The sequence below is a fragment of the Paenibacillus sp. KN14-4R genome, assembly GCF_052180255.1.
Classification (GTDB): domain Bacteria; phylum Bacillota; class Bacilli; order Paenibacillales; family NBRC-103111; genus Paenibacillus_AM.
This window is the reverse complement of sequence record NZ_CP197466.1, coordinates 3,125,375-3,137,933: the sequence shown is the minus strand read 5'-3', so window position 1 is coordinate 3,137,933 and position 12,559 is coordinate 3,125,375. Positions and strand designations below refer to the sequence as shown.

General features: G+C 42.5%; 18 protein-coding genes. 12 read left to right on the top strand and 6 right to left on the bottom strand.

From position 1 onward, the window contains the following. Window positions 1–12: 12 nt before the first annotated feature. The 3 genes from mnmH to ACSBOP_RS15380 all read left to right on the top strand — a co-directional run bounded on the left by mnmH (window position 13) and on the right by ACSBOP_RS15380 (window position 2,123). Complete coding sequence (gene mnmH / locus ACSBOP_RS15390) at window positions 13–1,074, top strand: tRNA 2-selenouridine(34) synthase MnmH (RefSeq protein WP_442601407.1); 1,062 nt, start codon at window positions 13–15, stop codon at window positions 1,072–1,074. Window positions 1,075–1,248: 174 nt separating this feature from the next. After that, a complete protein-coding gene (locus ACSBOP_RS15385; RefSeq protein WP_442601406.1) occupies window positions 1,249–1,728 on the top strand; it encodes a hypothetical protein in 480 nt (159 codons plus the stop codon). 5 nt (window positions 1,729–1,733) lie between these two features. Further along, a complete protein-coding gene (locus ACSBOP_RS15380) occupies window positions 1,734–2,123 on the top strand; it encodes a YtxH domain-containing protein (protein ID WP_442601405.1) in 390 nt (129 codons plus the stop codon). A 37-nt stretch (window positions 2,124–2,160) separates the two neighbouring features. Here ACSBOP_RS15380 and ACSBOP_RS15375 read toward each other — a convergent pair whose 3' ends face one another. Next, entirely contained in the window at window positions 2,161–3,303 is a 1,143-nt protein-coding gene (locus tag ACSBOP_RS15375; RefSeq protein WP_442601404.1) for a phosphodiester glycosidase family protein, read from the bottom strand. 217 nt (window positions 3,304–3,520) lie between these two features. Here ACSBOP_RS15375 and ACSBOP_RS15370 point away from each other — a divergent pair, with 217 nt between their 5' ends. The 4 genes from ACSBOP_RS15370 to ACSBOP_RS15355 all read left to right on the top strand — a co-directional run bounded on the left by ACSBOP_RS15370 (window position 3,521) and on the right by ACSBOP_RS15355 (window position 6,165). After that, window positions 3,521–3,922, top strand: a complete 402-nt coding sequence (locus ACSBOP_RS15370; RefSeq protein ID WP_442604492.1) for a disulfide oxidoreductase — start codon at window positions 3,521–3,523, stop codon at window positions 3,920–3,922. A 109-nt stretch (window positions 3,923–4,031) separates the two neighbouring features. Continuing rightward, the gene (gene racE, locus ACSBOP_RS15365) at window positions 4,032–4,841 is read left to right on the top strand and encodes a glutamate racemase (RefSeq protein ID WP_442601403.1); all 810 of its coding nucleotides are present in this window, start codon (window positions 4,032–4,034) and stop codon (window positions 4,839–4,841) included. Between the two features lie 112 nt (window positions 4,842–4,953). Next, the gene (locus ACSBOP_RS15360) at window positions 4,954–5,889 is read left to right on the top strand and encodes a M14 family metallopeptidase (RefSeq protein ID WP_442601402.1); all 936 of its coding nucleotides are present in this window, start codon (window positions 4,954–4,956) and stop codon (window positions 5,887–5,889) included. A 42-nt stretch (window positions 5,890–5,931) separates the two neighbouring features. Further along, the gene (locus ACSBOP_RS15355) at window positions 5,932–6,165 is read left to right on the top strand and encodes a hypothetical protein (RefSeq protein ID WP_442601401.1); all 234 of its coding nucleotides are present in this window, start codon (window positions 5,932–5,934) and stop codon (window positions 6,163–6,165) included. Between the two features lie 82 nt (window positions 6,166–6,247). Here the strand turns inward: ACSBOP_RS15355 and ACSBOP_RS15350 are convergent, their stop codons facing one another. The 3 genes from ACSBOP_RS15350 to map all read right to left on the bottom strand — a co-directional run bounded on the left by ACSBOP_RS15350 (window position 6,248) and on the right by map (window position 8,434). After that, entirely contained in the window at window positions 6,248–6,424 is a 177-nt protein-coding gene (locus tag ACSBOP_RS15350; RefSeq protein WP_442601400.1) for a hypothetical protein, read from the bottom strand. A 103-nt stretch (window positions 6,425–6,527) separates the two neighbouring features. Further along, window positions 6,528–7,673: a sporulation integral membrane protein YtvI gene (ytvI, locus tag ACSBOP_RS15345; RefSeq protein WP_442601399.1), complete on the bottom strand. Its 1,146-nt coding sequence runs from the start codon at window positions 7,671–7,673 to the stop codon at window positions 6,528–6,530. Further along, on the bottom strand, window positions 7,670–8,434 hold the full coding sequence (gene map / locus ACSBOP_RS15340; RefSeq protein ID WP_442601398.1) for a type I methionyl aminopeptidase: 765 nt from the start codon (window positions 8,432–8,434) through the stop codon (window positions 7,670–7,672). The genes ytvI and map overlap by 4 nt, the downstream gene beginning before the upstream one ends. Window positions 8,435–8,649: 215 nt before the next feature. Here map and ACSBOP_RS15335 point away from each other — a divergent pair, with 215 nt between their 5' ends. The 4 genes from ACSBOP_RS15335 (at window position 8,650) to ACSBOP_RS15320 (ending at window position 9,932) form a co-directional block, all read left to right on the top strand. After that, entirely contained in the window at window positions 8,650–8,952 is a 303-nt protein-coding gene (locus ACSBOP_RS15335) for an iron-sulfur cluster assembly accessory protein (protein ID WP_442601397.1), read from the top strand. Continuing rightward, the gene (locus ACSBOP_RS15330; protein WP_442601396.1) at window positions 8,952–9,176 is read left to right on the top strand and encodes a DUF1450 domain-containing protein; all 225 of its coding nucleotides are present in this window, start codon (window positions 8,952–8,954) and stop codon (window positions 9,174–9,176) included. The genes ACSBOP_RS15335 and ACSBOP_RS15330 overlap by 1 nt, the downstream gene beginning before the upstream one ends. A 118-nt stretch (window positions 9,177–9,294) precedes the next feature. Continuing rightward, window positions 9,295–9,504, top strand: coding sequence for a helix-turn-helix transcriptional regulator (locus ACSBOP_RS15325; protein WP_442601395.1), 210 nt, complete (start codon window positions 9,295–9,297; stop codon window positions 9,502–9,504). Next, window positions 9,501–9,932 carry a branched-chain amino acid ABC transporter substrate-binding protein gene (locus ACSBOP_RS15320; RefSeq protein ID WP_442601394.1) on the top strand — a complete coding sequence of 144 codons (432 nt, stop codon included), beginning with the start codon at window positions 9,501–9,503 and terminating at the stop codon, window positions 9,930–9,932. Before ACSBOP_RS15325 ends, ACSBOP_RS15320 begins: the two co-directional genes overlap by 4 nt. 80 nt (window positions 9,933–10,012) lie before the next feature. Here ACSBOP_RS15320 and ACSBOP_RS15315 read toward each other — a convergent pair whose 3' ends face one another. Continuing rightward, a complete protein-coding gene (locus ACSBOP_RS15315) occupies window positions 10,013–10,471 on the bottom strand; it encodes a GNAT family N-acetyltransferase (RefSeq protein WP_442601393.1) in 459 nt (152 codons plus the stop codon). A gap of 5 nt (window positions 10,472–10,476) precedes the next feature. Then, window positions 10,477–11,391 (bottom strand): TIGR01777 family oxidoreductase, encoded by a 915-nt coding sequence (locus tag ACSBOP_RS15310; RefSeq protein ID WP_442601392.1) that lies wholly within the window; start codon window positions 11,389–11,391, stop codon window positions 10,477–10,479. Between the two features lie 81 nt (window positions 11,392–11,472). On the opposite strand from ACSBOP_RS15310, the gene ACSBOP_RS15305 reads away from it, so the two are divergent. Then, a complete protein-coding gene (locus tag ACSBOP_RS15305) occupies window positions 11,473–12,555 on the top strand; it encodes a hypothetical protein (RefSeq protein ID WP_442601391.1) in 1,083 nt (360 codons plus the stop codon). Window positions 12,556–12,559: the final 4 nt, after the last annotated feature.

Here is a 12,559-nt window from a genome sequence, read left to right as displayed (position 1 = left end):
GGGGTGGCATAAATGTTTCAAGATATTCGTGTTGAAGAGTTGTTGGATCAGCGTAAAAAGCAAGATGTTACATTGATTGATGTCAGATCGCCAAGTGAATGGGAGGAATTCACGATTCCAGGCGCGATTAACATTCCTTTTTTTGATGATGAAGAGCGGAAAGAAATTGGTACTTTGTATAAACAAGTTTCGGTTCAAAAGGCGAAGGAACGCGGGCTTGAGATTATTTCCGCTAAGCTGCCTGCTTTTATTAAGCAATTCGCTGCTATTCCAGGACGCAAAGTTGTATTCTGCTGGCGCGGTGGCATGAGAAGCAGGACGACTGCAACATTATTGTCGCTAATGGACATACATGTTAGTCGCTTGTCGGGTGGTATTCGTGAGTATCGGAAATGGGTGGTATCTACACTTGAATCGTATGAGCTTCAATCTGAGTGTATTGTTCTAGCTGGGAATACAGGGACTGGAAAGACAGATATTCTGCAGCAATTAGAGGAAAAGGGATACCCTGTTATTGATTTAGAAGGTTTGTCCGGTCATCGCGGCTCCATATTCGGTGGTATTGGGCTGAAACCTCGTAATCAGAAAGTGTTTGACGCGTTGCTTGTGGAGGCCTTGCTTGAGTATAAGGATTCACCCTATATAATTGTGGAAGCAGAGAGTAAAAGACTTGGTAAAGTCGTACTACCGAATTTTCTCATTGAAGCGAAGGAAAAAGGGGTTCAGCTTGTGCTGGAATTGCCAGTGCCGGAGCGTGTTCGAAATATCATGAAGGATTATGATCCTGCAGCACATAAAGAACAATGTTTGCAAGCATTTGAGCATATCAACAAACGCATTCACACTCCCGTAGCTGCACGCATCGAAAGCTGCTTGCTTGCAGGGGCGTTCCCCCAAGCAATTGAGCTGCTCCTGGAACATTACTATGATCCACGGTATGAATATGCCGGTAAAGATTATGAACAGCAGCCGATCATCTGTAAAGCCTTTTCTACGGAGGATGCTTTTGAACAAATTTCAGCTTTGCTGAATAAGAGATTCTTTACTAAGCAGCCGATATCAAGATCGGTCTAGAGATTGAGTTTGATTGACATGATTTAACCGTCCTTTTTATGGACGGTTTTTTTACATTTTTATAAAATAATTTTCTAAAACCGAGTCACCAAACACCAACCACCTACTTATACTGTAACTATCTTCTAGGCGAATACCCAGATCAGGAGCGCACAACAGGGAGGTGTTCAAGTGATGAATGTATATGAATGGAGTGCAGTTGGTGCATTGGTGACTTTTGTCGTGCTTGCAGGTTATCTGATTACAACGCTGCGTATGGCAAAGAAAACACTGTATCAAATTGACATGAAGCTGTCTCATGCGGTAGAAACGCTCAATGTAACAGCGAAGCAATCCAAACAGCTAATGCGTGTATGGCGCGGACTATCGGAAGAAATCTATGTAGATGTACGTTCGTTACGCGGTGTTGTGGAAGCTGTTGGTGGGTTCGGAAATGTCGTTCGGGAAATGATTACATCACTAAGTCGAGTAAGTACTTGGATGTCTCGATCATCTGATCCACCCTCTAAAGCAGCTAAAGTTACGGAGACTAAAGCAACTACTGCCGAGGCAGTTGACTGGTTCACACTGGGCACCGAACTCTTCCGCAAATGCAAAGATTTGCGGGGCAAACCTCTGGGTAAGGAGCATGCCGAAACACATACCAAGGAGTGATTAACATGGCGAATCAAAGAGTGAAGGATTGGGTGATCGGATCATTGGTTGGCGGTGCAGTTGGTGCTGTAACGGCCCTTTTGTTAGCGCCAAAATCTGGTCGTGAATTACGAGCTGATATTGCAGAAGGATACGATACAGTAAGTGAGAAAACAAAAGAAATCGCAGTCGCTGTTGGTGAGAAAACGCAAGAGATTGCCAAAGTTGTTGGCGAGCAAACATCGGAATGGATCGGGGCAGCGAAGGACGTTGCTGGTGGGATTGCAGAAGGTGTTCGCAATCGTAGAGCCATTCGTAAAGAATTACAAATCGAGGAATCAGCAGAATTTGATAGCAGCGAAGAAGTGCTAGAACTTCAGTCAGAAGAAGATTTCGTTTTAATTGGACGCAAGTAGTACGAAAAAAGGAGCCGAGGGGGTCGGCTCCTTTTTGCTATTTCCATGAGGAAGGATCAATCTTAGAAGGATCAAGCCCTTCCCAAATGTTCTTCACGTTAACTTTCTTCGGATCATCGAACACGAGCCAAGCGGTAGGTAAATAACGCTCGCCATACTCGCTAGAGGGCTTATTGATAATTGTATTTTTATGGACAAGCACAGATGATGATCCGCCATCCAGATTCGCAGCTGTGATTGCGCCATGTTTCAAGAAAATTTCTTGTATATCATATAGACTTGCCCCGATACTGTGGGTTTGTCGCCCATCAATGATCGCGAATAAGATTGTGCCGTCTGCGGTTTGCGCCATACTTGTTCGTGGTGCGATGCCCCAGCCGTCTTTCGGGCTTTTAATTAAGCCCTTTCCATTGGCAATGAATTTAGATGGGAAAGAAACGCCTTCTTGAATGTTCATTTTCATAATATCGGATACTTTAAACTTACCTGCTACCATGCGCCCATCCTTATCAATGCCAACAATATGATAGGAAGAATTCATGTTCCCGTCATTATAAATCAACTTCCCATTGGATATGACAATACCTTCAGGTTGGAATCCATTCCCATTCCACTCTGGATCGTGGAAACCACCGGCATTGACGCCAGCAATCGCGCCTGTACGCTTGACCATAGAGGATACTTTTTCACCTTTATTTGGGTTCTGGGTGACGACTAGCCGTAACTTTTTCGGATCACGTATGATTAATAGAGAGCCTTTGAATCCTTTTCCTTCAATGGGTTCAATCGTAACAGCTTCTTTGGCTGATAGATTGGATGAATTCGTCCCTTTATTCGGCTTTATCATATCCGGCTTTTCTTTGACTTTTCCCATTTCTTCGAATTGATCCATATAGTCAGCAACACGCTTATCTAGCTCTTCTTTACCGATTATATATCTCGCCCATTCACGGTGCTGCGTTGTAATAAGTGTATCAGCGAGCAAATAACGAAGACTCGTACCGGACGGGGTTAAGTAGAACCAACCTGATCCGAGAATGCCGATCCCAAGAAAGATGAACAGGATTGGGAGAAAAATTCGACCTCTTTTTTTTCTTTTTTTACGTTTTGCTTGTGGTCGTGTCGGTGTGACACCTGCCGGGTTATATCTTGTATTTGGACTCTGGTTGCTAGAGGGCATTCAGGTGTACCTCCAATATCTGTAAGATCAAAATGCAACAAACCTATAGACGAATGGCGGCTAAAAAAGTTTCAGGATTTTCTACTATCCTAAATGTGTATTATAAGGTATCTTGTAAAAGATAGATATTAAGATGTGTTTTTGAACACGCATTAAAGTATAGGAGGAATCCACACAATTGAACAAGTCTACTCAAAAGTTTATTTTGAACAATGGCATGTTTATGGCATGGGCAATTTCGCTTGTTGCTACATTAGGAAGTCTATATTTCTCTGATGTATTGCACTATGAACCTTGTAAGCTGTGCTGGTATCAGCGGATTCTCATGTACCCGCTTGTCATTATAATGGGTATTGCTGCCGTGCGCAAAGATTTCAAGCAGTATGTATACATATTACCAATCGCAATCGTAGGAATTTGTATCTCGACTTACCATATCTTATTGCAAGAAACAGTCTGGCTCAAATCCGTTGGATCCAAGTGTGGCGAAGTACCTTGTGACACGGATTACATTAATTGGTTCGGGTTTGTAACGATACCAATGTTGGCTTGGGTTGCATTTGCACTCATTATTATTTTGCAAGTTTGTGTATTGAGAGCTGTTCGTCATAACCGCTAATTTCTAATGTGATCATCTGATGCATTTGCACGAGGTACCTTTTACGAGGGTATCACATATTCTAACGATGTGTAATGCGATGATTATATGGTAAAGGAAGCGTATGTTTGTGCAGCAAGCTATAGCCATATTGGACTCCGGTGTCGGAGGATTGACCGTTGTGAAAGAAGTGATGAGGCAGCTTCCGCAAGAGAAGATCATCTATTTCGGAGATACGGCTCGTGCACCATATGGTTCGAGACATCCCGAAGAAGTCAACTTATTTACGACACAAATCGTCGATTATTTAATTCAATATTCACCTAAAATGTTGGTCATAGCTTGTAATACCGCAACTGCTGTTGCACTGGAGGATATTCGCAAGAGAGTATCCGTCCCTGTTATCGGTGTTATCAGTCCTGGAGCTCGAGCGGCAATCAAGACAACTCGCAGTGGGATTGTTGGTATTATTGGTACGGTAGGGACGATTCGAAGCGGTGCTTACGAGCAAGCATTGAAATCAATTTCTCCTGGAACAACCGTGTATTCGCATGCGTGTCCACAGCTTGTTCCGATTGTAGAAAGTGGTAACTTTGACGGGCCTGACACCATGAAAGCCATCGAGGATTCATTAACTGAACTGCGAAGTAAACCGATTGATTGTCTTGTGCTTGGTTGTACGCATTATCCGTTTTTATCGGGTTTGATTGGTGAGGTGGTGGGAAGAGATGTCTCGCTAATATCGTCTGCAGATGAGACGGCGCGTGAGATTTCAACGATCTTGTATCATCAACATATGCTGGTAACAAATAATGAAACACCTATTCACCAGTTCTTCTGTTCAGGTGAACCTATCTTATTCAAGCAAATCACGACCAACTGGTTAAGAGAACAAATTCAAGATACGCCAATTGTATGGCAGGTGCCTAACTTTTTGTAGTTTCACCTCAATAAACAATAGAGAAAAAAGACTATTCTCGATGAGAAAGTCTTTTTTTGTTTATCGGCGCATATATTTTGTAACATTTTGACCAGATAGGAGAGTGTAGTGGATGCAAACAGGTGATAGGAACATTTATGACTTCTGTACATTCGTTTGCGAGGCAGAGGCGCTTGCTGCGCAATATCCATGGATTGAGCTCGTTACCATTGGTCATAGTGTGCTCGGAAGACCCATTCTAGCACTGCGTATCGGCGTAGGAGCGCACAAGGTGCATTATAACGCTGCCTTTCATGCGAATGAATGGATTACAACTCCGCTGCTTATGACGTTTGTAAGACAGTATGCAGAGGCTGTAGCGTGTTGTGAAGCATGGTATGGTGTTGATGCGAGATCGGTCTATGAATCAAATACGCTTTGGGTCGTGCCCATGGTTAATCCTGATGGGGTTGAGTTAGTGCTGCACGGTGCTGCTTCTTGCGAGTCTGTATTTGAACAGGTTTTTCATTGGAACGGGGGCTCATGCGATTTTAATAATTGGAAGGCGAATATTAGGGGTGTTGATCTGAATGATCAGTTTCCGGCTCATTGGGAGGTGGAGCGGGAGCGTAGAGACGTTCCAGGTCCAGGCCCCCGAGACTATACAGGTGAAGCACCGTTAACAGAACCAGAGGCATTGACGATGGCACATTTTACAATGGAGCAGCAATTCGATCTCGTTATGGCGTTACATTCGCAAGGTAGGGAAATTTATTGGAATTACCGTGATTATGAGCCAGCTCACGCTGAAGCATTGGCACAGTGTCTGGCGCAAGCGAGTGGTTATGAAGCAGTTAAGCTTACAGGCAGTGATGCTGGTTATAAGGATTGGTTTATTCAAGATTTCCGCAGACCAGGTTTTACAATTGAAGTCGGTTATGGAGTGAATCCACTGCCAATTGAACAATTTCCTCAAATATACGCCGATGTTGCACCCCTCTTGCTGCAAGGACTATTGATCCAACTAGGCACGAACCCTTTCTCGCTTCGTTCATATAATGATCATTAGAAGCGGGAGATCCTGCGTTTAAGCTAGGAGAAGAGGGATAATATGGCAGGTGCAGGTAAAGGTAGTAAAGGCGGCGGAGGTAGAAGTACGAAAAAAAAGAAAAAAGAGCTTTCTAACGGAAGAGTTCAATACACGATGCGAATCGTAGAATCCGGAACATGTGCGGTGTGTAAAACGCCTTGTACAAGGGGGTTGAACTACTTAGCCAAGATGAGTCAGCCTGATACGATGGGTAAAGGTGTTCCGTGTATTCTAACGCGTAGAGCGATAACTTAAGCTGTTTTGCATATAAGTGTATGATCGATTAAAAAAGAAGACTGCCGATCAGATGATCGACAGTTTTTGTTGTTGGTTGAAATTATTCGGTTTTGCTAAGCAAGCGTTCTTCCAAGCTTTGTTTTACTTTCATAACAGCGCGATGCTCAAGCTCGCGGTCATTATGAAATTTAACTCCGGTTAAACTTAGCGCTTCCTTCACCGTCATTTCCACGAGGATTGTGTGTTCACCTTGTGGGATTTGTACATTAGAATTCATTTCCGTCACTCCTTACTTTGTTCAAAAGTGCGAGAATTCCTTGATTAATTCCACTTCAATATAACATATCATGTAAGATTGTTCAAATATTATCCATGGATAATTATGTATGATCGGGTTCGGATGAACATGTTTCCGGCTCTGCAGGTAAATCTGGATATTCTTCTTCTGGTGAGCGAATCCATCTCTTCAAGTAGCCTTGCTCATATAAGGCTTTAAGTAAAATAATAAGGACAGGTGAGATGATTAATCCGATAAAACCAAACAAGGATAACGAGATAATCATGAAGCTAAGCATTGTAAATGCCGACACGCCTAGGGAATCCCCCGTAATTTTCGGTTCGAGCAATTGTCTTGCAATAACAACGATGAGCCAGATCACGGTTAGCCAGATCGCAAGGCTTGTACTCCCAACGATAAACAAATAGATGATCCATGGAATAAAGAGAGTGGATACTCCAAGCAGCGGAAGTACATCAAAGATCGCTGAGAGGAGGGCCATCGTAAACGCATTCTTAATGCCTAGTGCAAACAAAGTGATTAACACAATCAGGAATGTAATCGAGATTAGTTTGGCTTGCGCGGTGATGTAAGTGACAATGCCTTTGATGACATTCTCTCGTAAAAAATCAAATATTTTCTTAAATGTTGAAGGTGTCTTCTCACGAGCAACACGTTTCCACATTTCAATTTCTACCGAGAGGAAGAAAGCCAGAATGAGCCCGACCCCAAAGTTAATGCCGAATGTGAACATGAAGGAAGAGAAGGATGAAAGTGATGATGCAATGAATAGAATTGAATTTCCTAAGATATTAGCTGCGTTGTTTGTCAGTTGCTCTGCATATTCTTTTATCTTCTCTAGCACTTCAGGGTTTAAGGCGTTAAGTGAGATTTGTAATTTCTCTGCCATTTGGATTACATTCACTTGCAGGGTATGGGCATAGTGAGGGAGTTTTCCACTAAAGCTAATGATTTGACTTGTAGAAACAAACCCGACAATGGACAAAACACCGAGCAGGATAATAATAAACGATAGGGTGGAAATCGTGGTCGCAACCATTTTCTTAATGCCTCGTTTGTTCAAGAATCTAGCAAATGGCTCGATGATCATAAAAATGACAAACGACCAGAATATTGGGGCTGCAATTCGATAGGCGTAGCTAAACAGCAGCATGAATAAATACACAGTGAGCGCGATGAGTGCGATGTCGATGACGGTCTTATAATATTTTTTATAAAATGGGATCATGTGCTTCCCTCCAATTGTTGATCGGTAAGAATGATAGTACCTTTCTTCGTAACGGCAATCGTATGCTCGTACTGCGCTGATAATGAGCCATCAGCTGTTCGAGCTGTCCAACCGTCTGAATCGATGAATACATGCCGTTTGCCTGTGTTGAGCATGGGCTCAATCGTGAATACAGAACCATCCCGAATGAGGGGGCCAAGCCCTTTTGGACCATAGTGAGGGACATGAGGGGTTTCATGCATTTTTTGACCAATGCCGTGGCCTGTGAACTCACGTACGATGGAATATCCATTTGCTTCGGCATGCTTTTCGATGACATGGGAGATATCACCTACACGATTCCCAATGACGGCTTGTTCAATACCTAAATAGAGACATTCTTTTGTTACTCGTAATAAATCGGTGACTTCCTTAGACACTTCACCAACGGTATAGGACCATGCTGAATCAGCGAGCCAGCCATTTAAGTTCACGACCATATCAATTGTTACGAAGTCACCATTTTGCAAAGGTGTATCCGTCGGGAAGCCGTGACAGATGACATCATTGACAGAAGCACATGTTGCGAACGGATAGCCGCGATATCCTTTTTGTTCAGGCGTAGCGCCGTGATCTCTTATGAATTGTTCGACAAACCGATCAATTTCCATGGTGGTTACACCAGGAACGATTTTTTTGGCAAGCTCCCGATGGCAGGCTGCTAATATTTTCCCAGCCTTCTGCATGAGTTTAATTTGGGCAAGCGTCTTTACTTTGGACATGGTTGTTATCACCTCAAAGTTTTATGGAATAAAACTACCTTCATACTAATGAAAGTAGGGACAATAAGCAATATTTGGCTGCAAAAGATGGAGCAAATTTGGAAACGTGAGCGCAATTCGACAAGAGTTGTCAGTTATTTGGGAAGTTCGATTGATTTTGTCAGCCGCTTTCTTTACAATAGAAGTTGAAACTTAAGAATCAGGAGATGTATAGAATGAACTGCAAAATTACTCGTAAAGCTGCTAAAGTTCTACAGATGGAACTGGATAAAGAAGAAAACAAAGGTTTAGTCGTACGTGTTGCAGTAAGTCATCAGCACGGAGATCATGCTCACTATGAGCTTGGATTAGATACACAGACTGATAATGATATCGTTGTTTCAACTGACAAAGGTATTGATGTATTAATCGAGAAAGATGTTCCACTGCTTGATGGCGTTGTTATTGATTATTTTTACTTGCCGCAAGAAGGATTTATGATTACGAATCCGAGCAAAGGAAACCACGGGGATCACTAATGGCTAACGATATTCGGGTTTGCGACAAGTGCAAACACATGTCGATGAAATCCATTCTACCTAAGATCAAGTCAATGGCTCCTGACGCAGAAGTCAAGGTTGGATGTAAATCTTATTGTGGTCCGTGTTCGCGGTTTGCTTTCATTTTTATTAATGGTCGATACGTAACTGGTAAAACAGAAGATGAAGCGCTAGAGAAAGCGCGTAAATATGTGAAGAAATAATTCCCGCCTAGGCGGGCTTTTTTTTGTGTAAAATGCAAGATATATCTTACAAAATGTAATTTATATCTTGCATTATGGAATGTATATGTTACAATTATTCCATGAGGTGATTATACACGTGAATAATAACATCAAATTAGCTCGCATCCAAGTTGATTTAACGCAGCAGCAATTAGCCGACAAAGTAGGGGTCACACGCCAGACGATAAGTTTAATAGAAAAAGGGAATTATAACCCAACATTGAGGCTCTGCCTAGATATTTGTTATGTGGTGAATAAAACTCTAGATGAAGTTTTTTGGGAAGAAAGGGGTAGTGGTCTCGTATGAAAAAAATGAAAGATGAACGATTGATCTTACAAACTCTTAAAAATATTCGAATCGCCTATATCGTCTTGATGCTCGGTGTTTTGTTTATTCTAGTCAAACAATTTACAGTGGATGGAATAAACGTATTCGCGACACCGTTATTCTTTGTCATGGTTGTCTCGAACAGTGTATTAGCTGTTATGAATATGGGGGTATCCATTGATTATGCGTCGACAGGCAAAAAATCGTACTTGGATTCCTATCGCAATATTATATGGATATGTGCAGCAGTAGGTGTAGCATTTATGGCTCTGTATTGGTTTCTTTCTCCAGAGCGTGTTATTTGGGAGGCACTACTTTCAGGCGTCGTATTCTTTGTCTGTTTTTTAATACCTTTTTCAATTGGATATCGCATGAAAAAGAAGCGTTCACAGCATATAGATGACTAAATGTTGGATATGAAAAAGGAAAGAGAGCTTATCGCCCGCAATGAATGCGAGGGATGACTCTCTTTTTACATGGAATAAATTTATGGGGCAAGGTTCTTCTCAAGGCTTGTTAGCCAGACATTCTCACCAATTTGAATTTGTTTCGTTTCTTGAAAACCGAATCGTTTATAGAGATCTCTTGCAGGCGAATTGCTTGTCCCTGTGGAGACGGTGACTCGCTCGTATGGCAGCTCAAGTGCCAACAGGAACGTAATCAAAGATGAGGCAATGCCTTTGCGAAAATGGTCGGGATGTACGACGAGACGGTAAATGTCTAGCCCGGATTCATCTAAGACATAAGAAATGACGCCGGCAAGCTCTTCCTCTATAAAGTATCCGTAAAATTGTTCCTTGCACTGCATGAGTTCTTCTAACGTTTCCTTCAGGGGTGGAATATCGTCAAAACCGATGATCTCGGCCTCCACTTTATATGCAGGTACCTGTACGCGTAGTATTTCACTTGCTTCTTGTATGTTGGATACATTCAATTTTCTTATCATTCTGATTATTCTTCCTTTCGATTTGGAGGAGTTAATAGTAAATCTATAAGAGCACGATCCAATTCAGGATATTTGAAAATAAAACCATGTTGCTGGAGTACATAGGGGAGAACGCGCTGCCCATCTAGCAATAATGTGGATAATTCACCGAATAGTAGCTTGAACATAATAGAGGGTACAGGAAAAAGGTTAGGACGATGAAGCACCTTGGCGATATGTTTACCGAAATCATGGTTTGTTACCGGATTTGGGGCGGTCGCGTTCACTGGACCTCTAATTCGATCATCATCTATACAATGCGCAATTAATCGAACCATATCTTCAATGTGAATCCACGACAACCATTGTCGACCAGAGCCAATCTTACCACCTACAAAAAGCCGATAAGGCATTAGCATTTTAGGAAATGCCCCTCCATCCAGACCAAGGACAATACCAACACGAACTTTTACGATGCGTGTGTTCGTAATGAGGTCTGCACCTCGCTCCCATTGCTCGACAACTTGAGAAAGAAAGTCGCATACGTTAGCAGGGGAACGTTCATCAAATGTTTCGGACTCCGATACCCCGTAGATCGACATCCCTGAAGCTTGAATGACAACGCGAGGCGGAACGGTAAGTTGTGCAACGATATTTGCAAGTGCTTGAGCAGCTGCAAGTCTTGATTCGACGATTCGTTTCTTAGCGGAATCACTCCAGCGCTGGTTAATCGACTCACCTGCTAAGTTCACGATGGCATCCGTTCCTTCTAGAAGCTGGGGAGAATCTTGCAATTGTGACCAAGTGAAAGTAGGTATATCTAGTTCATTGGATTTAGTTGGTTTCCTTGAAATCCAAATAACATCATTCCCTTGTTCAAGGAGATGGTTCGACAGGTGTGTACCAATGAAGCCTGTAGCTCCAGTTATTGCAATTTTCATTTAATAACTCTCCTTTGTCAAGTTTCTCATGATATAGTGATGATAGTAAGCAAAAAGGGGAATCGAACAGGAGGATGATACATGGACTTTTTATTATTTGCAATCATTGTAATCGTAATTGTGGTATTTGCTAGACGAATGGGGCAAAGCCCTGAGTATTCACAAACCACCTCTTCGTCTCGCTCTACGAATGTTCATCGTGTTAGCCGCTTATCGCAATCTTACGCGTTCAAAGAAAGTGATATTCCGTCTAACTTGGGGTTATTACCAGGATTGGGACTGAGCGAAGCTGTTAAGCGATTGGAAGAAGCGTTACCTCCTTCTTTCGAGGAGCAGCTCCGTATACGAGTGATGGAGCTTAAGCCGAGCTGGGATCGTGCTAAGTACGAATGTACCTTTTTTGAAATTAAACGTTATTTTCTTATGTCACTCATTATGAAGAACACACCGATGTTTGCTGACGAAGTAGACGATATTTGGCATGAAATGTTGATGTTTACGAAGGAATATTCGACTTTTTGTCATACGTTCGCAGGTGATATGATCCATCATGCTCCTCATAGAGGTGGTAAGGTCCAGTTACCTGGTGAACGAGCATGGTTCGATTGGATCTATGCGCACCTATTTGAGATAACGCCTTTCTCAGCGGTGATATGGCATGACTTCTTCCGGACACCACTTGATCATGATCGGTTAGAAGCAATAGCTGAGCAGGATGCTGAGATACTTGCTGAGAAGTGGTTCAATCAAGAGGCTGCCAAGCGTTTCCCTGAGGTTCGCGCAGTTGTTACACATTTGATTAACACAGCTAAAAATGAAAGAGGACACGCAGCAGGTCATTCTCGATATGGAGATACCGAATGGTCGAATCATACTGGTGTTCAGACGGGTTTAATGGTTGCAGGGGCGATGATGTTCTATTCCCTTATGGATTCTGATCGATATTCTGAAAGTATGGGCGAGATCGTGCCAGAAGAAATGAAAGATCAAGATCAGAATGGGGATAATTCTAACTATTCTTCACCAATGGGTGATATAGATTCTAGCTCTTGTTCATCCGATGGAAGCAGTTCAGGTGATAGTGGATCAAGCTGCTCATCAGGTTCGTCATGCAGCAGTGGATCGAGTTGTTCCAGCTGTTCATCAGGCTGCAGCAGCTCCTAGATAT